Source organism: Paenibacillus sp. MMS20-IR301 (genome assembly GCF_032302195.1).
Classification (GTDB): Bacteria; Bacillota; Bacilli; order Paenibacillales; family Paenibacillaceae; genus Paenibacillus_AQ.
Genome location: NZ_CP135275.1, coordinates 6,923,287 through 6,943,097, shown reverse-complemented (window position 1 = coordinate 6,943,097; position 19,811 = coordinate 6,923,287). Strand labels below are relative to the sequence as shown.

Sequence of the window (19,811 nt, the reverse complement as noted above, 5' to 3'; positions counted from 1 at the left end):
ACCTCCTGTGTACATGTTGTATTAGCAATGGGGCTCGGATTAATTCTTTAAGCCGGTAAGTGTGATACCCTCTACGAAATACCTCTGGCCGACTAAATAAAAAATGACGCCTGGAGCAAAGGACAAGCAGGTTGCGGCCATCGTTAACGACCAGTCGCTTTTGAGCTGTCCCCGGAAATTGGTAAGTCCAAGGGCAATCGTATATTTATCGCTTGAGTTAATATAAATCATCTGCTGAAGCAGATCATTCCACAGCCCGATGAAGATGAACAAAGCAACGACGATCATCGCCGGCCGGATGGCGGGTATGATGATATTGAACAGGATCCGGAAATAACCGGCGCCGTCAATGGTTGCTGCCTGATCCAGCTCCCGCGGAATGGACATGATGAACTGGCGGATCAGGAAAATATTGAATGCACCCCCGCCGCAGAAATACGGCAGAATCAAAGGCCAGTAGCTGTCATTGAAGCCCAGCCCGCGCGTCCAGCCGATATACAGCGGAATCAGTGTTACCATCGCAGGCAGGAGCATCGAACCCACGCAGAGTGCCCAGATGAAGCTTTTCCCGCGGAAACGCAGTCTTGCAAAGGCATATCCGCAGAGCGTAGCCGTAAATGTGCCTGCCAGACAGGAAGGAACGATGATGACCATTGTGTTCCAAAGATATTTCCAGAATTTAAATACCTTCAGGGTCTTCTCATAGTTGGAGAAGAGCCAGTTGTCCGGAATCAGCGAAGGCGGGTATTTGTAGATTTCAGCGTTCGTCATGAGTGAGGTGCGGAAAATCCACCAGATCGGGAAGATAGCGAGTATGGCGAAAAAAATGACGACGGCAAAAGTGATTATGTTCATCGTTCTGGTTCTGCGTTTCTTGCTTTTCAGTCTGCCGTATGCCGCTGTGCTCATTTGTCGTCGCCTCCTTCATTGTAGATCCACCGGCCCGAGGTCCTGAACAACACTGTGGTAAATACAGCCAGGATAGCAAATATGATCAGGGTCGTTGCGCACGCGTAACCTAATCTGTAATTCACGAAAGCCTGGTCATACATCAGATAGGTCAGGAACCGGGAGGAGTTGCCCGGGCCGCCGTTCGTTAAGGCCAGCGCAGGCGTTACAACTTGAAGGTTGGCGATGAGGCTCATTAGCAGATTGTAGAAAATAATCGGTGACATACATGGCAGCGTGATATGCCGGAAGCGTTTCCATCCGTTCGCGCCATCCATCTCCGCAGCTTCATGGTATACGGCCGGAACGTTCTGCAGGCCCGCCAGGAAGATAACTATGAGATTTCCTGACAGCCAAACCGAAATCAGCGAGAGGGAAGGGACAACATAGCTGGAATCTGCGATGAACAGAATTTTGTTCAGCCCCAGCTCAGAGAGGATATAGTTGAAGAAACCGAAGTTCCCCTCATACAGCCAGGACCATCCTACATAGATCGCTGCAGCCGGCAGTACATAAGGAACGTAGAACACAGCGCGGAAGAATCCTCTCGCCGGAATTTTCCGGTTCAGCAGCAGTGCAATAAACAGTGAATAAATCATGCTTCCCGCTACAGACAATGCCGCAAAGTAGATAGTCGAGATAATCGAATCCTTAATATAAGGGTCGGTAGTAAATATTTTGATGTAATTCTCGAAGCCGATGAATTCAGGGCTCTTAAGCCCGGTCCAATTCGTTAAGCTGATTCCCAGCACCCCGACAAGCGGTAAATAGGTCAGAAAGATTAGTCCCAGAAAAGCAGGAATTAAACAGATATAAGCTACACGCGCTTCGGCCGAAAAAATCCGGGGACGCCGCTTTTGCAGTTTACTAATGGGCTGCATCTTAATGGTTTCCATACCTTGCTCCCCCACCTTATGTGCAGGGGATAACCGCCGCTTATGAAGTACCGGCAGTCATCCCCTGACTTATATTTATTTGTTGCCTGTATGAGCTGCCTTCAGGGCATCGAGATTCTTGGTAATTGCCTCTTTGGCGGTAGTCTTACCGGTCCAGACATCTCCCAGCACCGATCCGAGCAATGTGTTAAAGTCTGTTGTATAGTTCGTATAGAACCAGGCTGCAGGTCTCGCTGCAGAGGACTGCGCATAATCAACAACCGCTGATTTGTATTCCTCATACGGAGGGAAGTTTGGATTCTCTACCCATTTGCGGGTGAGCGTCTCATCCTTATACCATTTATCCAGCGTCGGCATCCAGATGCCTGAAGAGATCAGTTCCCAGTTGTTCTCCTCGGAGTTATACCATTTCAGCCATTCCATCGCTTCTTTCGGATGTTTGGTCTGGGAGAATACAACATTGGCACCGCCGGTGCTGATCGTGATTTTATCCTTCATGTACGGCAGAACAGCTACGCCGTAGTTCAGCCCTTCTTCTTTTGCCGTATTCAGGCTGGTTCCCACGTTCCACTGTCCATTAGTCGCCATAGCGACAGTACCGGCAATAATCGTACGCTGGATCCCATCGTCAGTCTGTCCGACAGAGAGCGGAGCAACATGATCCTTCAAGTACAGGTCGGCCACCCGCTGAATCGCTTCAATGCTTGCGTCCTCCCCGACCTTAACTTCTGAACCATCACTGGAATAGAAGCCTCCGCCGTTACTGAGCGCCCACGTCTCGAGCTGCCACGGAAGGTTCTCAACCGAAGCACCGAACTGGACAATCCCCTGTGAATCGAAGCCGTCCTCGCCGGGATGTTTGCCGTTCTTGTCATTCGTCAGCTTCTTGGCAGCATCTACGAATTGATCCCAGGTCCAGGCCTGATCGAGTGCAGATGGCGGATACGGCACATTCGCTTTATCAAACATGTCTTTGTTATAATAGAGAAGGAGAATTTCATTGGCCGCGGCATAAGCTACAGGCTTGCCTTGATATTTGTAGGCCAGGCTGTCCAGCGGCTTGCTGTCGCTGCCTTCGTACATGGAGCTTACATCATTCAGCATCCCTTCAGAGGACCACTGGATGACACCGTCCTCCTTCAGCATTCCTGTATCCGGCAGCTGGCCGGCTGTTGCAAGCGTATTCAACTTTGTCATGTAGTTCTCCCAAGGGATCGCCTGCACTTCTACTTCGATTTTATCCTGGGAAGCATTGAACCGGTCTGCTACGGCCTGGGTTGTATTTCCTTCAGCCGCGCTTCCCCACATGGAGTAAATAATTTTGACCTTTTCTGCAGATGCCTCGGGTGCTTTGGTTGCTTCAGATGCGGGTGAGTTAGTGCTTGCACTTGCGTTTTTGTTTGTATTCGCCTCATTGCCTCCGCATCCAGCGGCACCCACTAAGAGTGTGGTTAGAATAAGACCTGCCCCAAGTTTCTTTCCTGTTCTCATTGCCTCTGATCTCCCTTCGAAATTAGCTTGAATTTGTATGTCTATCCATTTAACCCGGCTTTCTGGTTAAACGTTTAGCATAAAGTCCATAAAAATTTGCTAAGAAGTGATTCATTCAGACATTATTTGCGCTACCCGTTCTCTGCTGTGCAATTCACCCTTTTTCCCTATAACCGCCCTACTTGGGAAGCGCTTACTTGATTATAGCACCCATAGTTTAGATTGAAAAACCAGATATTCCAACCTATATTTATGAAATTTCAATCAGTACATTTAAGTAAAACGTTTAAAAAGAACGAAAGCCGGCCGTGCAATGCCTGCTTTCGGGTTTCTGCTGGCTAAATCTTCAATTCTGCACTTTCAAATTTACCATCTGCGTATAGGACGCGCTTAACTATTTCCCCTGCTGCTGAGCCGAAGACGAGTCCCTGCTCCGGCATCAGGTATCTGGTCGGGTAGGCGGCATAGCTTGTAATCATCCAGCCTTCCCCTGCCGGCTCAATCAGGCCGTTTACACATTGCAGCTTCCCTTCGCTGTCGGTATACAGGTAGGTGGTTGATCCGAAACCAAGCAGATAAGCGACCAGCTCTTCTCCCATATCCCAGTCATCCCCTTCGATGTCTGCGAACAGGCTGCTGAATAACGGATCACTCGATTTTTTGAAAATGGATTGCCCAAAGCGGTTTCGGGACAGCTCAGGCATATTCAGATTCGGAGCGGCAATGCTGTACGTTGAAGCGGCCTCACCGGGCTTAAGCCTGCGGGTGGTCGAATGAACGTTCCAGTCATAGCAGTTGAACATAGCCATCGTTGCCCGGTAACCGGCTTCGAGCAGCCGGATATCTCCAAGCGTCTCATAAGCGAGGCGGGCAGCACCTGCCGCTAATCCGCCCCATAACGAATGCGTCATGAAGGATAAGGCTTCCCACCAGCGGTCCGGAGCATTGGCCCTGTAATCATTACTGAATCCGGTGTTGGCAATGATCAGCGGGGCATACCGCTTCGCTTCAGCAGTGAATCCGGCCAGGCACAGCGCCTGGCAGGTAAGCGCAAAGCCGGCATTGTCATAAAAATGCTCCGTCACAGCCCCCTCATAGGTTGCCGAGCCCTGCTGCAGCCCGCGTACAAGCGTCAGCCAAAGCTTGTTAAGCCTATCATGCCAGTCCGTTAACCCCCGCTTATGCAAGTCCTCCAGCAGGTCTGCTATATAAAGAATAAACACCCCTACCAGCTGGGATTCTTCCTGCTCACGTTTATTCCGGTGGCACTGCGGATCGAGCCGCATACACATAACCTCGGCAGCCCAGGTCAGATACATCTCCGGAGTTCCGTAATATAAATGAGATTTATCGAATTTGGACAATAGATAATAGACATGGCCGATATAATCAAAATCATAAATACGGTAGAAGGACCCGTACAGCGGTTTCGGAAGCAGGAAATCCCCGTGTTCAAACCAGTGATGCTTCAGATCAAGGAAGGCAGTGAGTTCAACCTTTCTCACCTGTGCCGTTACTGGAGGGGACAGAAGATTCTTCATCAGGATAAATGACAGTTTGCCCAGCGATTCCCCTTGATTGGATAGGGGCAGAATCGAGTAAGGGCGGGTTACGGAATCCGTGTTAAAGCTGTTGCTGCACAGCCAGGCTGCTCTTTCCTCAAGAATCTTATGTACCGGCTCAAGAACGTTTCCGACCAGCACATCACATTTTCCGTTAGTAAGCTCGGCAACCAGCTTGATCTCTCCGGCTGACCTGAGCGGCAGCACTGCGCGTAAACGTTTAGATGAAGTATTAGGAACTATCTTGAATTCATTTGAGACATCCGTCTCATGAACAGCCCCTGTATCATCTGTTACGCTGTAAATGGTCACCGACTGCAGGGCTTCTGCTTCCGGCAATTCCACTTCGGCAATAAATTTCCCTTCTGTAGTCGTCACGGACGAATAATTCCAGCCCGGATGCCCGTATTGTTTCGCTTTGGCGTAGAATTCTTCTTGTTCATTAAAGGTTGTAAAAACAAAGGACCATACTCTTTCGCCCGCAGGCTCAAGGGTCATAGAGGTATAGTCGCCGCCGTAAATCCAGTCATGGTCCGCCGACTGCTCCATCGAGCTTCCATCCTCCACAAAGGATAAGCGGTGGTACAGCATTCCGTCCAGTGACGGCGAGACCTGCTCCAGGAACCGGTTAACATAACTGCAATACGTTCCAAATGCGGCAACACGCTCACCGGTGCTGTACACCGCAAGATGCGGGGCCTCATTGCTTCGCCTTACAGCCGCGAATTTACTGTAATCCCCGCCCACATGCGGAAATACGGCGCAGGAATGCTTAATATTCCTCAAGACATCATGATCGCGGAACATGATATAAGCCAGTGAGAACCAGCTGTGGAACCCGCTAAGCAGTACAGCAGCCTTGCTGGGATTGAAGCAGCGGATACTCCAGGTCCACTCCCCGTGAGTATCCAGCAGGTATTCATATTGAACGGTAAGCTTATCATGTACAAAAGTAACCGTGGCCGCTTGATCCTCCACCACTTCAATATGCGGCTGCAGGCTGGTGCTCTCAATCCGCTCACCGTCTGCTGTAACACTCCACTGCCCGAACCGTTTGTCTTCATCAGAGTAACCGGCTTCCTTAACATAGCCGGCATCAATGACCCAGTTCATCCCTGCCGGATCATCTGCCATTATTAAGGACTCCACTGTGCCCCGTGGAGAGAGGTGTAACTCAAATGTATCATTACGAAGCAGATTCAAGTTCTCACTCCTATTGTTCATAGTTTAAACGTTTAGCAATTTCCATTAAGGATCGATTCCGGCCAGAATCAGCCTCTCCATCCCGCGAATCTCTTCACTGGAATCCGTAAGACCGATGATGCAGCTCGATGACAGGGTCTCCCCGGCCTCAATGAATAACGCCTCACCGTCAGTGATCTTCTGTGACATCCGGTTCGGCCGTGACCGGCACGGCTCGATGGCGAACATGAAGCTGCTGTCAATCTGCTTCGCAATCAGCGATCTGGGAAAGTCCGCGAGCGGCCGGATCACATAGCCCGCACATGTGCCTGCCGTATCGACAATCATCTCGGCGGTTAACCCTCTGCTTAGATTCATGGTGCTTACATATGGAGCAAGGCCCGGATACCGGGCCAGACCTGCCACCTTTCCAGGCACATACTGATAACATCTCATCGGGTATGGCCCTTCAGCCCTTGCGGGAATGTGCAGCGGGTTCTCCTCCGCAGGCGCTGAATCTCTGAGCAATAGCGCCTGCCGCTCAGCAGGCAGTACGTATCTGCCTCCCTGCTCCATATAAGCACCGGATAACTGGATATGATATCCGTCATCAAGAACCTGCACCTGACTGCTGCAGTTTCTGACCCTCTCTTCACGGCACAGGAGCGTTCCTCCCCAGACGGTACTCATCCGGATCCATTTCTCGAATAACAGCCTGCCGGACCGGTCCTTCACCGGAACTATTCCTTCTATCCGGACAGACTGGTCATCCCAGAAGACTTGAATGCTCTCCGGCAGTGCTGCTGAATACGATCCCGAACCATGCAAGGTGAAGCCTTCGCCCGGTGTGCCGAAGCATTCCGGCCCAATAGCAGCTACCGCTCCGTAAAAGCCCTTCATCCAGCCTGTACCGTCTGCCTCCTGAAGGTCAACATCCGACGGGTGCAGCAAATAGCTGCCGCTTCGCTCCCAGCTCATCTTCTGCTCCCCAAGATACAGCACGCCTATGTCGAGCCCCCGTTCAATAAGTACGGTGAACATCAGGCGGCCATTGGACAGTTCAATTATTGTCATAGCCGCTCCCGGGTGATCCTGAGTGCTGCTTCTCTTCAAGCAGCCGCCATTAGGCAGGTTAATGATCTGATCCTGATTGCCTGTTAACGCCCATTCATGCATGGTCATCCGCAGTGTGCTCCCTTATCCTGCAATATTAGGCTGCTGCCGGTTTAGCCCTTGACTCCGCCTACAGTCAGCCCTTCGATAAAGTAACGCTGGAAGAATAAGAACAGGACAAGAATCGGCAGGATTGCCAGAACAGCACCTGATATCAGCGCTTCATAATTGCTGCCCAGCGGGGTAACAAATGAGGCAAGGCCGATCGGCAGGGTGAACTTATCGGTAGTTCTAAGAACGATCAGCGGCCACAGGAAGTTATTCCAGCTGTTCATCGCCTGCAGAATCGTAATTGCACCGTAGGCCGGTGCCATCAGCGGTACCATAATCCTGAAGAAAATTCCGATCTCGGTGCAGCCGTCAATCCGGCCCGCATCCATGAAATCCTTCGGCAGCCCCAGGGCAAACTGGCGGAAGAAGAAGATCGGCAGCGGCGCAACCATGAAGGGCAGAATAATCCCCCATACGGAGTTAATCAGCTTCAGGCTTACCGTTAATTTGTATAACGGCAGGAGAATAATCTCCACAGGGATCATCATTACGACCAGGACCAGCGTGAATATCAGGCTGCGGCCCTTGAACCGGTACATGCCGAGTCCATAGCCGACCATGGATGACAGAAGCAGGCTCAGCACGGTGAAGAGCACCGTAATGATTACACTGTTGGAATACCACTGGAAATAGTGGCCCGCCTCGCCTTTCCCCGCGAAGATGCTGCGGTAATTATCCAGGCTCATTAAGTCGAAATCAAGCCGGACATTCAGCCCGTACCGGAACAATTCACTGGCCGGCTTCAAGGAAGCCAGGAACAGGGCATACAGCGGGAACAGCATCAGCACGGCCAGTATGGTGAACAGGACCAGCAGGAGCAAAGAAGATGCGGTGAATTTTTTGCGCGGTGCAGTTTCCATTTCTCTACTCCTCCTTCTTGAACATACCGGTCAGAATAAGCTGCAGCATGCTGACTACGAGCGTAATGCCAAGCAGTGTAATCCCTATTGCGGAACCGAAGCCAAGATTGAAATATTGAAACCCTTGCTGATAAATGTAGCCGACGATCGTCAGCCCTATATTTTGCGGTGACGGCTTACCCGCCCAGAGCATGTAGCTCTCGGTGAACATGGCATAACCGCCATAAATACTGATCGTCAGCACATAGACGGTAATCGGCTTCAGCAGCGGTACTGTAATCCGCATAAATTTCGTTCTTGTACCGGCGCCGTCAATATCTGCCGCTTCATATAAATCGGACGGAATGTTCTGCAGTGCAGATAGGAAATACAGAATGTTGATTCCGATCCAGCGCCATGAGGCGAGCACCAGCAGGGCAAACATGGACAGCTCTGAGCTGTACAGCCAGCGCTGGCTGGAGATGCCGAACAGATGCAGGAATGAGTTCATCAGTGCGCCGTCCAGCTCTCCGAAGATCATGCGGAACACTACCCCCGCCACCACTACTGAAGTAAGGGCAGGAATAAACAGCGTCGAGCGGAAAAAATTGCTGAACGGCATTTTTTTCGAATTCAGCATTACAGCGAGCAGCAGGGGAACCGGAATCAGCAGCACCAGTGTAAACAGGGTATAGCGGCTGCTGTTGTATAAGGCATCGGCGAAATCTGTATTCCACAGCTCGCGGTAGTTATCCAGACCGACGAAGGTCACTTCTCCGGGCAGTACACTCTGGAAGCTCATGATGATGGCATTGATCAACGGGTAAGCAAAAAACAGAAGAAATGAGATTATAAACGGCAATACAAACAAATAGGGGGCGAGCGCTTGAGAATTTGCCAGTCGGTTTCTCGGCTTGGAAGCTAAAGCCGGTTCTCTGTTTATTTGTTGTTGCATAGAATCGCCTCCACTCCTTTCATTGATCTTAAATCTGCTGCCTTCAGCTGTTACTTCAGGCTGTCCTGCACCTTTTTCAAGGCTGCTGCCGGATCATTCATATCGATGAAGATCATTGGAATCGCTATGTTGCGGATGGCATCGAATACTTTTGGCGAGATTTCACGGATGTTGACCGGTGCGATTTCATCCTTAACGCTAAGCAGTGTATCGAAGATATCTGTGCCGAAGTAATCCGTATATTTGTTGGATTCCTTCATTGCCGGATCCGTCCATACATCGGTGCGGATCGGATCGAAGCCGAGCTGCTTCCAGATTTGAATGTTGCCTTCCTTGGACAGCTTGGCATATGCCAGGAACTCCTTCAGCAGTTCCGGGTTCTTAGCCTGATTAGTAATTGAGGTAGCGGTTCCCCCCATACCTGCGGAACGGTTTCCGCCTTCCGTCCAGGCCGGCATCGGACGGATGATCATTTTCCCCTTAAGGTCAGGCATATGGTCGGTGAAGCGGCCCATGAACCAGAACGGCATGAAGACAGAAGCAGCGCTTTCAGAGTCCATGTAGCCAAAGTACTCTTCAGTATCATGGCCGGCACCCGGAGCAACAGCTGCCACCCCTTCCTTGACCAGCTTCTGGAAGAATTGCATTGTCTGCACATTGACCGGAGCATCTACAGTCGGGTTGCCTTCAGCATCCACCTGATCGGAGCCCTGCTGGCTGATCGCAGGCCACCATGACCAGTTGCCATTGCCTTCAAATGTAATCATCGGCTTGCCGGTCTTTTCCAGCATTGTTTTGCCGGCGGTCTCGAAATCGGACCAGGTCTTGATGTCATCAGCGTTCAAGCCGGCCTGATCCATCAGCTCTTTATTGTAGTACATCACCGTAGCACCGACATGGTAGTCAATACCGTAATAAGTAGCATCCTTGCTGTAGATTTCCACCCGGGACTTGACGATATTGCCCAGCTCGGGTTCAAGGATATCATTCAGGGAGACCAGCTGCGGTGTGCCCTTCATGAAGTTCGGGAATTTACTTTGTTCAATATCAACCAGATCTGGGGCGCCTACGCCGGATTGCAGGGCAATCAGCAGCTTGGTATGCATATCATCATAAGGAATCGTAGTGCCTTCCAGCTCAATCTGCTTGTCAGGGTTAGCCTGGTTCCAGCTGTCGGCCATACTCTCCATAAATTTCTGATGCGCATCCACAAAGGTCCAGAACACCAGTTTTTCCGCTTTTGCATTTCCGCCGGCATTCGTGCCTTCGGCTTGAGCATTATTTGTTTGTGCCGGTGCATTCGTGGCAGCATTCTCATTATTGCTTCCATTTCCCCCGCAGGCGCTCAGCCCCATGCTCATAGCCATCATTGCCGCCAGTGTAACTAATCCTTGCTTCTTCATGTGTACCCTCCTTGGATAATTCTTCTATACTTAACCCGTTTAAGGAGATAAGTCATGCCAACAATTTATACGATTACACTATTTTAGAAAGCGCTTTACTTATAATATGACATGATATAACATTAAAATAAACAAGGTTATTCAACCTGATTTTTAATATTTTCAACCTCTGGAGGAATCCTGTATATGAATGCGCCGATTCTGCATTTCATTTCACCGCCTATTCCCTATTTCGTTGACTGCGGTCATGCATCCTACGATGTTGGTGATTATCACATTGACCGCAACTGCATAGGCGTGTTCGATCTGATCGTCGTGGTCAAGGGCCTCCTGCCGGTCGCCGAGAACGGGGTCCTGTGGCAGTTAAATGCAGGGGAAGGGATCATTCTCCTGCCGGACGGCCATCATTACGGCTTTGCCCCCTGCACGGTGAAAACTGAAATTATCTGGATTCACTTCCAGACCTTCGGCAGCTGGCAGGAATGTATTGATATGGGTGACTGCCTCGGTAATCAGCAGGCGCTGATGGAGGAGCACAAGAGCAAAGCCTACCTCAACCACGCCGATGTCTGCTCCATCTTTATCCCGAAGCATATGAAGATCTCCGCCAAAGCGATGGAACAGCTGGAGCTGTTCTTCGAACAGGAATCCGAGCCGAAATCCATGCGCAACTGGCGGCGCCAGGCCATCTTTCAGTCCTTCCTGCAGCATCTGGACCGGGATCTGGCTTCGCCGAGCGATGCTACCGCGATTCATCTGGCAGAGCAGATCGAGCTGTATATCCGCAATCATTACATGGAGGATATCACCAACCCGGTGCTGCAGAAGGCGCTGAACTACCATCCCAATTACCTCGCGAAGAGCATGCTCAAGGTCTTCGGCATGACGCCGATGGCTTACTTGCAATATTACCGGATCGAACAGTCCAAGCGGCTGCTGCTCCTCACTTCCTGGCCTGTGGCGCGTATCGCCGAGGAGGTCGGCTTCCATCATGTCTCCCATTACTCCTCCTGCTTCTCCAAGAAGGAAGGGCTCTCCCCGTCGGCATTCCGCAGCAAATTTGCGAAAGAGCGTTAGCTGCCGGCTTTGCCCAGCCGGATTACATTCCATGATAATGCCGGCAGCACAGCCGTTAAGCGGCCGTCAGCAAGCCCGGCATCATGGATCCGGCGCGGAACTACGTTATCCGGGCTATCTGCGGTATTGACTGCCTTCACATCCCCGCTCGTCATTACAATCTGTTCGATTACCCGGTAGCCGGCAAAGCCCCGGATATCGCATTCCAGCAGGCTGGCCTCCTCGAGACTTTTGTTGACCACAAAGACCGTCAGCGCCTCCCGGGCTTCATCATACACAATGGCTGTATCCAGCAGCGGCACATCGGTGTAATCCTTACTGTCGTATTTTCCTGAGCTCAGCACCGGCACAAGCACGGTTCCTCTGCCGTACAGGGAGGCATGCAGATACGGATAATAGATCGTCTGCTTCCAGGCGCGGCCGCCAGTTTCCGTCATAATCGGTGCAATCGCATTGACAAGCTGGGCCAGGCAGGCAACCTTGACCCGGTCAGCATGATTCAGCAGTGTAATCAGCATGCTGCCGACCATCAGCGCATCCTCGAAGGTATAACAGTCCTCCAGCAGCTCCGGTGCGAACTGCCAAGGGGCAACCTGCTTGTCGCTCTCCAGCGTATGGAACCATACATTCCACTCGTCAAAGGACAGATGCAGCGTCTTGCGGCTGCGCTTCTTCGCCTTGATGTAATCACAGACCGCGATAATCTCACGGATGAAATGGTCCATATCCAGCGAGCGGGCCAGATAATTCGCCGTATCATTCTCGGCATTGCCGTAATACGTGTGCAATGACAGATAATCAACCTGCTCGTAGGTATGATCAAGCACCTCCGCTTCCCACTCGGCGTAGGTAGGCATCGAACGGAAGGAGCTGCCGCAGGCGACCAGTTCAATCTCAGGATCAACGAGCCGCATCGCTTTGGCAGTCTCACTGGCCAGGCGCCCGTATTCGGCCGCTGTCTTCTGGCCGATCTGCCAGGGCCCGTCCATCTCATTGCCGAGGCACCAGGTCTTGATCCGGTGCGGCTCCTTGTAGCCGTGCGCCGCGCGCAGATCGCTATAGTACGTCCCGCCGGGATGATTGCAGTATTCCAGCAGATGGCGTGCGGCATCGACGCCCCGGGTGCCCAGATTAACAGCCATCATGACATCGGCTCCTACGCCTCTCGCCCATTCGATGAATTCATTTGTTCCCACCGTATTGGGCTCCAGGCTCCGCCAGGCAAGCTCCAGACGGCTGGGACGGTCCTCTACCGGACCCACGCCATCTTCCCAGTTGTAGCCGGAAACGAAGTTGCCGCCCGGATAGCGGATCAGCGGCACCCCAATATCACGGATCATCCCGGCAACATCGCGGCGGAAGCCGGACGGGTCTGCTTCAGGATGTTCCGGATCATAAATGCCGCCATAGACAGCACGGCCCAAGTGCTCGATAAATGAGCTGTACAGCCGGGGATCCACTTCGGCTAAACGGTAGGCCTTGTCGATAACCAGTCCGGCATTGTTCACTGTAGTCATAGTTACGCTCCTTTTTCATTTTAAAATTTACAACCTTAACGCAATCGTTTACAAATTTATACTACATTTATTTATAAGGTTAAAAAAGTATAATATTCACTCAGATTTTATGAATTTGCAACCTAATTTTACAGGGCTCAGACGGGTATGCTATTCTTTGGCTGTAGTTCATTCTCATGCATTGGAGACTGTCATGACCATTTCCCGGCAGCAACTGGTACAGCTGTATCTTAGCAATCTGCAAGTGAACGTAACGGCTATTGGTTATAATCAGGTCTGGAGTGACTGGTGCGATCTGGACTACACTCCCGGCTACAACAAATTCTATTTCATTCAGGACGGGGAAGGCTGGCTGAAAATCGGGGATGAGGAGTTCTACCCGCAGCCTGGCCAATTTTTCCTTATGCCGCAAGGCGTTCAGCAATCCTATTCCACTACAGAAGGAACCAGATTCACCAAATACTGGTGCCACTTCTCAGCCAAAGTGGGTCAGCACAATCTGTTTGATCTTTTGCAGACGCCTTATTATTTCGACAGCACCGGCAATACAGCATCCCTCCGTCTGTTCAATGAACTGGTGCTTGCGGATTCGTCGAAGCTGCTCACCGCCCCCCTGCTCAAAAAATCGGCGATGCTCAGCCTGATTGCGCATTACATCGAACATGCAGTTCCTAAAGCAGACAATTTGCGAAGCTCTGAGCTATCCGAACCCTTAATGGGCGTTATTGATTATATACAGGAGAATTACCGCCGTAATCTGACCATCGCAGAGTTAGCCGAGCTCATTCACGTCCATCCCAATTATTTTATCCGGATTTTCAAGCAGCATTTCGGCACATCGCCAATCCAGTATATTAACCAGCAAAAAATAGAGGAGGCCAAGCTGCTGCTCATCTCAACGGACCTCCCCTTAGCTTCTATTTGCAGCCGGGTAGGGATTGCGGACATCTCCTACCTGTCCAGATTATTCAAGACAATAACCGGTTCCTCCCCTACAGCGTACAGAATTGCGCATGCGGAGAATTAAGAAGTTCTATCCGCAATAAATATTGTATGAATCATAGAAAAGAAGCCCAAGGAGTATTCAGTGACTACGGCGCACTGCTCCCAAGGCTTCTTTTTTTTGGAATCCGCGAGTATAAAGCTTCAGAATTTCTTCAGAATTCTCCCCATAAATTCTTCAGTTTCTTTTATTAATCTTTCTGCATCAGATGTTCATCTCTCTTTTCAATTCTAACTTTTAGCGATGGGGGAATACGGAGTGAATCAGAATTTATTGTTTTTGCAGAGGTTTATGAAAAGCCCGAAAAATGTGGGAAGCATTACACCGAGCTCCCGTTTTCTGGCGAAAAAGATGATCCGGCAGGTGGACTGGAATGACATTACAGCCGTAGCCGAGCTGGGCTCAGGAACCGGGCCGATTACCCGTTATATTGGGGCCAATGTAAAACCGGAGGCCAAAGTTTTCTTATTTGAAATGGATCATGTGATGCGGAAGAAGCTGCGCCTGGCCTATCCGGAATTCTCATGTCACGCTAATGCTGTCCGGATGAAAGATACGATTCATAAAAACAAGGTTGCACAACTGGATTGCATCTTCAGCGGGCTGCCCTTTTTCAACTTTGAACGCGGCTTAAGAGACGCCCTAATTGAACAGATTGTCAGCTCCCTCAAGCCGGGCGGCCTGTTCGTTGCCTTCCAGTATTCCTTGCAGATGAAGAAGCAGCTCGCTGAGCACTTCATTATTGAGGATATCAAATTCGTGCCGCTCAATGTTCCGCCTGCGTTTGTATACGTCTGCCGGAAACATATATAATAAGCTACCAACTTCAATAAAGAGAGGGCCACTGCAGATGAATACGATCCTTGTTGTTGATGACGAATCCGAAATCCGGGATATCATCCATGTCTATTTACGGAATGAAGGATACCGTGTCCTTGAAGCAGCTGACGGCCGGGAAGCATTACAAGTGATACAAACCACCCCTGTCGGGCTGGTAATCCTCGATGTCATGATGCCCCGGATGGACGGGATAACTGCCTGCCTGAGAATCAGGGAAATCTCTGATGCGCCGATCATTATGCTGTCCGCGAAGGAAGAGGACATTGATAAGATTACCGGTCTTACCACCGGGGCAGATGACTACATGACCAAGCCCTTCAACCCGCTGGAGCTGCTGGCCCGTGTCAAAGCGCAAATGCGGAGACAGACTTTACTCGGGAAGGCTGAGAACAATTCATCACTTATTTTGATCAAAGATCTTGTCATTGATAAAAGTAAACATTCAGCAAAGCTGAAAGACAATGATATTGTGCTGACGCCGCTGGAGTTTGGCATTCTGGTACTGCTGGCCAGCCACCCGGGACAGGTGTTTAGTTCTGAGCATATTTATGAACATGTCTGGAAAGAGCCCTTCGGCTATTCCGACAATACCGTGATGGTCCATATCCGCAACTTACGTGAGAAGTTAGAAGATAATCCCCGGAGCCCTCTATATTAAAACCGTATGGGGGGTTGGCTACAAAATTGAATAAATCCGCAAAGCAGTCGAAACGAAAAAAAAAGATTCAGGTTAGCATTCTACTCAGTATGCTGCTTAGCATAATGGCTGCTGTGGCTTTGAACAACCTGCTGATTTACTTTGTTTTCCGGGTGGGAACAGGTATGGGCTGGCTGGGCAAGCTGTTGCCGTATTTTATAACCCCGCTGTTTCTAACCGTATTTCTTCTCACTTTTCTTACGCTGACCCGCCGGATTGTCAAGGATCTGATGACTCTGGAACGCGGGCTGCAGACCATCACCGAGGGAGACTTAAGCCACCGTGTACCCGTCAACAGGCAGGATGAGCTTGGCCGGGTAGCCTTTAACATCAATCAGATGACAGAACGTTTGCAGCGGCAAATCGTGAAGGAACGGGAAGCCGAGCAATCGAAGATGGAATGGATTACCGGTATTTCTCATGACCTGCGTACTCCGCTGACCAGTATCATCGGCTACATTGAGCTTTTAAGAGCGAACTCGTTTCAGGATCAGGAAGAATATAACCGTTTTGTGCAAAATACCTACAATAAAGCCGCGCACCTCAAGAAGCTCCTTGATGATCTGTTTGAATACACCCGGCTTAGCTCTAGTGACACCCGGCTGGACATCAATCAGATTGATCTGAACCAGCTGCTGAAGCAATTGCTGTTTGAATTCGAGCCCATCGCCTATGAGAATGAGCTGCATATCAATAAAGAGCTTGGCAGCCTCCCCGTGTTCGCGGCTCTGGACAGTGACAAAATCGCCAGAGCAATCGATAATCTGCTGATGAACGCTTTGAAATACTCCTTCAGACCGGGAGCCATTCAGATCCGGCTGAGTACAGATCACAGGCAGGTGACAATAGAAGTCGAGAACCGGGGAATTCCTTTAACGAAGGAACAAGAGGATAAATTATTTGAACGTTTTTATAAGGTGGACCATTCACGGAGCAGCGAAGGCATTCAGACCGGGTCCGGGCTTGGCCTGTCTATCGCCAGGAACATCGCCGGGCTGCACGGGGGTTCGCTGACGCTTCATCATGCAGACGGCTTATTTACTTTTGCACTGAAGCTGCCTCTTGAAACCGGGGGATCAGACCAGTGAACATTCGTGAACACCTGCTTTTTCTCCGCGGATTTCTTAGAGACCCCCTACGCGTGGGCAGCATACTGCCCAGTTCTCCCGCACTGGCCGAAACACTTGTGCGGTGTATCCCCTGGGCAGAGATTCATTCAGTTGCCGAGCTTGGAGCCGGGACCGGGACCATCACACGCTTAATTGACCTGCATAGAGCTGACAGCTCGCAGGTATTCCTGTTTGAGCGGAATAAGACCATGAGGACCTATCTGAAAGAGCGGTTTCCTGCGTTTATGTTCCATTCCAATGCCTCATACTTATTAAAGAAACTGAATGATGAAGGCGTCAGCCAGCTGGACTGTATCCTATGCGGATTACCGTTCTTTAATTTCTCTGACGAGATGCGCGAAAGGCTGCTGCACCAGATTGTTCAAGCCCTCAAGCCTGGCGGCTATTTCGTGGCTTACCGGTTCTCCCTTCAGATGAAGAAACACTTTGCTGCCCGATTCACAATTGAGCGGGTTGAGTTTGTGGGCCGTAACTTCCCCCCTGCCTACGTGTATGTTTGCCGTAAACCCTATTAAAATGGGGCTGGCCCAGCGGCCTTTTCATGGCTTCCGGGACAGCCTCTTTGCGTCTTGGGCTTCAGGAAGTATAGGAGTTGAGAATTCTATTGTACTTCGTGCAGCCAAATAGCGGTTAAATCCGCCTGAATAATGAATCTATTGTATTTTGTACACTAGTTTTTTGAAATTCAAGCATTTTAAGCTCATTTATTTGGTAACCATTGTACGGAATACAATAGAATGGGTTTTTTAGCTACTTAGGAAGGAATCTACTGTATAAAATACAATGGCTCTATTTCTCCACAATGTAGCGCATGGCTACTTTTGAGACAGCCCCTTCATGCTAATCGTTATGCCTGCGAATTCTCCTGCTCAAGAATCACCTGCTCAATCCCCAGTATAATCAGCTTCAGCCCGAACTCAAACGCCTGGTCGGTGCCCATCAGCTCGAACAGCCCGGTCGTAAATACTCTCCGGAACACCCCCGAATCTGCCTCGCTCATTGTATCCAGAAGCTGAAGCATGCCTTCACCCGGAAGCTCCTCCTTATTCATAATCACAGCGGTTACATTACGCTCATGCTGATAATTGTCCAGCACAAAGAAGAAGACATAGTTCATAAGCGTAGTCGCCACCTGCATCTTGTGCTCCGGCTTAAGCGGTGTCGATTCCACGCAGAGCAGCATGAGGTTGTTGAACCGGATGATATCCGGCTCATGGGGCAGCGTCATCATCATCAGCTGTGTGGAGCAGGGATACCGGCTGAGTACGCTCCTTACAGTTACCGCAAGTCCCGCCAGTTGCTCTTTCCAGCCCCCCTCAACTTGGAATTCCTCCACAATGATTTTGGATATCTGGTTGGCCAGGCGCTGGTAGAGCTTCTGTTTGCTCTTGAAATACCAGTACAGAGAGGGTGCCTGAATACCTACTCTGTCGGCGAGCCGCCGCATACTGAATTTCTCGATATCGTCTTCTCCGAGAAGCTCCCATGAAGCTTCCAGAATCCGCTCCTCCGAAATCTGAGGCTGCTGCTTTTTCATCCTTATCCGCCCTTTTATCTAACAGTGTAAGTTTATGCTTTACAGATCCATAACTCCATGATATCATCTAACACTGTAAGGTTCAATCTAACGGTGTTAGATTGATATTTCGACAAAACATAAGAAAGTAGTGATCCAAGTGGATGCAGAAAACCTCCATTATTTTGAGAAAGCCCCTGTTGCCAAAGCCGTAGCCCACTTCGCTGTTCCCATGATGTTAGGCATGTCCATGAGTGTTATTTACTCTATCTTGAATGCCTATTTCATCGGGACACTCCATAATACGGTCATGTTGACCGCACTTGCCTTAACCCTGCCGCTATTCGCCATCATTATGTCCTTAGGCAACTTTATCGGCATGGGCAGCGGTACATTTATCTCCCGTCTGCTGGGTGAGAAAAGATATGATGATGTGAAGCATGTGTCTTCCTTCGCCTTTTACAGCAGCCTGGTACTCGGTCTGATCGTAATCGCCGCCGGTCTTCCACTAATCAATTCTATTGTTCACAGCCTGGGGGCAACCCCCGAATCCTTTGCTTTTACGAAAGACTATGTCACAGTCATGATTCTCGGTTCACCCTTCTTTGTATTATGCTTCACGCTGGAGAATATCGTGCGCTCCGAGGGGGCAGCCATTAAGTCAATGGTCGGTATGATTCTCAGCGTTGTGGTGAATATTATCCTCGATGCGTTAGTTATCTTCGTATTTCATTGGGGAGTGATCGGCGTCGCCTCAGCTACGGTTATTTCTAACATGGTTGCGAGCGTATACTACGCCTTTCATATGGGGTATAAGAGCTCATTCTTGACGATCTCTGTACGCTGGTTCAAGGTAACCAGGGAGATTCTGAGCAATGTATTTAAAATCGGAGTGCCCGTCTTCATTATGAGCATCTTCATGGGGGCCATGTCGCTGATTCTCAATCATTTTCTTGTAGAATACGGGGATTCGGCCGTAGCCGCTTACGGGATTTCATCGCGCTTACTGCAATTTCCTGAGTTTATTATCATGGGCTTATGCGAGGGAGTCGTGCCGCTCATTGCGTTCTCTTATACAGCCAATAAAGTGCGCATGAAGCAGACCATCGGATTCACAGTGAAAACGATTGTAGCGTTAGCCGTCGTATTCGGAGTCATCGTCTACCTGATTTCTGACTCTTTGATCGGTTTGTTTACGAATGACCCGCAGCTAATTGCAATGGGCAGCTACATTCTGCATGTAACCTTCTTATCCCTGTTCATTTCAGGAACGACCGCACTCTTTACAGGAATCTTCCAGGCTACTGCGCAAGGAACTGCTGCTTTCGTGATGTCAGTCATTCAAGGAATTACGCTGATTCCTGTGTTATTCATCGCGAACCGCCTGAACGGCTTCCACGGAGTGGTCTGGTCGCTCGTCATTGCGGATGCCGCCGCATTCCTTGTCGGAGCCGGCATGCTGTACGTTCTGCGTAACAAGCTGCAGCCGGATTTGGAGAGTCTGGTGCAGTAGGCACATAATGGTTCAACT

16 protein-coding genes and 1 pseudogene are annotated in these 19,811 nt (G+C 50.1%); 7 read left to right on the top strand and 10 right to left on the bottom strand.

The annotated features are described in order from the left end of the window. Positions 1-39: 39 nt before the first annotated feature. The 8 genes from LOS79_RS29985 to LOS79_RS29950 all read right to left on the bottom strand — a co-directional run bounded on the left by LOS79_RS29985 (position 40) and on the right by LOS79_RS29950 (position 10,500). Entirely contained in the window at positions 40-909 is an 870-nt protein-coding gene (locus LOS79_RS29985) for a carbohydrate ABC transporter permease (RefSeq protein WP_315414528.1), read from the bottom strand. Continuing rightward, positions 906-1,844, bottom strand: a complete 939-nt coding sequence (locus tag LOS79_RS29980) for a carbohydrate ABC transporter permease (RefSeq protein ID WP_315414527.1) — start codon at positions 1,842-1,844, stop codon at positions 906-908. Before LOS79_RS29980 ends, LOS79_RS29985 begins: the two co-directional genes overlap by 4 nt. Positions 1,845-1,919: 75 nt before the next feature. Then, on the bottom strand, positions 1,920-3,335 hold the full coding sequence (locus tag LOS79_RS29975; RefSeq protein ID WP_315414525.1) for an ABC transporter substrate-binding protein: 1,416 nt from the start codon (positions 3,333-3,335) through the stop codon (positions 1,920-1,922). A 338-nt stretch (positions 3,336-3,673) separates the two neighbouring features. Next, positions 3,674-6,031 (bottom strand): hypothetical protein, encoded by a 2,358-nt coding sequence (locus LOS79_RS29970; RefSeq protein WP_315414524.1) that lies wholly within the window; start codon positions 6,029-6,031, stop codon positions 3,674-3,676. 114 nt (positions 6,032-6,145) lie between these two features. Then, positions 6,146-7,261 (bottom strand): DUF4432 family protein, encoded by a 1,116-nt coding sequence (locus tag LOS79_RS29965; RefSeq protein WP_315414523.1) that lies wholly within the window; start codon positions 7,259-7,261, stop codon positions 6,146-6,148. A 44-nt stretch (positions 7,262-7,305) separates the two neighbouring features. Further along, entirely contained in the window at positions 7,306-8,163 is an 858-nt protein-coding gene (locus tag LOS79_RS29960; RefSeq protein WP_315414521.1) for a carbohydrate ABC transporter permease, read from the bottom strand. A gap of 4 nt (positions 8,164-8,167) precedes the next feature. After that, positions 8,168-9,097, bottom strand: coding sequence for a carbohydrate ABC transporter permease (locus LOS79_RS29955; RefSeq protein ID WP_315414519.1), 930 nt, complete (start codon positions 9,095-9,097; stop codon positions 8,168-8,170). Between the two features lie 50 nt (positions 9,098-9,147). Next, complete coding sequence (locus tag LOS79_RS29950) at positions 9,148-10,500, bottom strand: ABC transporter substrate-binding protein (RefSeq protein WP_315414517.1); 1,353 nt, start codon at positions 10,498-10,500, stop codon at positions 9,148-9,150. Positions 10,501-10,686: 186 nt separating this feature from the next. Here LOS79_RS29950 and LOS79_RS29945 point away from each other — a divergent pair, with 186 nt between their 5' ends. Then, complete coding sequence (locus tag LOS79_RS29945) at positions 10,687-11,577, top strand: helix-turn-helix transcriptional regulator (protein ID WP_315414515.1); 891 nt, start codon at positions 10,687-10,689, stop codon at positions 11,575-11,577. Here LOS79_RS29945 and LOS79_RS29940 read toward each other — a convergent pair. Continuing rightward, the gene (locus LOS79_RS29940) at positions 11,574-13,094 is read right to left on the bottom strand and encodes an arabinosylfuranosidase ArfA (RefSeq protein ID WP_315414513.1); all 1,521 of its coding nucleotides are present in this window, start codon (positions 13,092-13,094) and stop codon (positions 11,574-11,576) included. The genes LOS79_RS29945 and LOS79_RS29940 overlap by 4 nt on opposite strands. 193 nt (positions 13,095-13,287) lie before the next feature. On the opposite strand from LOS79_RS29940, the gene LOS79_RS29935 reads away from it, so the two are divergent. The 5 genes and pseudogenes from LOS79_RS29935 (at position 13,288) to LOS79_RS29915 (ending at position 17,279) form a co-directional block, all read left to right on the top strand. Continuing rightward, the gene (locus LOS79_RS29935) at positions 13,288-14,121 is read left to right on the top strand and encodes an AraC family transcriptional regulator (RefSeq protein WP_315414511.1); all 834 of its coding nucleotides are present in this window, start codon (positions 13,288-13,290) and stop codon (positions 14,119-14,121) included. A 267-nt stretch (positions 14,122-14,388) separates the two neighbouring features. Continuing rightward, complete coding sequence (locus tag LOS79_RS29930) at positions 14,389-14,910, top strand: class I SAM-dependent methyltransferase (protein ID WP_315414509.1); 522 nt, start codon at positions 14,389-14,391, stop codon at positions 14,908-14,910. Between the two features lie 37 nt (positions 14,911-14,947). Then, positions 14,948-15,629, top strand: a pseudogene (locus tag LOS79_RS29925) (response regulator transcription factor). Beyond that, positions 15,622-16,722, top strand: coding sequence for a sensor histidine kinase (locus LOS79_RS29920; protein WP_315414507.1), 1,101 nt, complete (start codon positions 15,622-15,624; stop codon positions 16,720-16,722). Before LOS79_RS29925 ends, LOS79_RS29920 begins: the two are co-directional and overlap by 8 nt. Then, entirely contained in the window at positions 16,719-17,279 is a 561-nt protein-coding gene (locus LOS79_RS29915) for a class I SAM-dependent methyltransferase (RefSeq protein ID WP_315414505.1), read from the top strand. The genes LOS79_RS29920 and LOS79_RS29915 overlap by 4 nt, the downstream gene beginning before the upstream one ends. Positions 17,280-17,611: 332 nt before the next feature. Here the strand turns inward: LOS79_RS29915 and LOS79_RS29910 are convergent, their stop codons facing one another. Beyond that, complete coding sequence (locus LOS79_RS29910; protein ID WP_315414503.1) at positions 17,612-18,301, bottom strand: TetR/AcrR family transcriptional regulator; 690 nt, start codon at positions 18,299-18,301, stop codon at positions 17,612-17,614. Positions 18,302-18,440: 139 nt separating this feature from the next. Here LOS79_RS29910 and LOS79_RS29905 point away from each other — a divergent pair, with 139 nt between their 5' ends. Next, on the top strand, positions 18,441-19,793 hold the full coding sequence (locus tag LOS79_RS29905; RefSeq protein WP_315414502.1) for an MATE family efflux transporter: 1,353 nt from the start codon (positions 18,441-18,443) through the stop codon (positions 19,791-19,793). Positions 19,794-19,811: the final 18 nt, after the last annotated feature.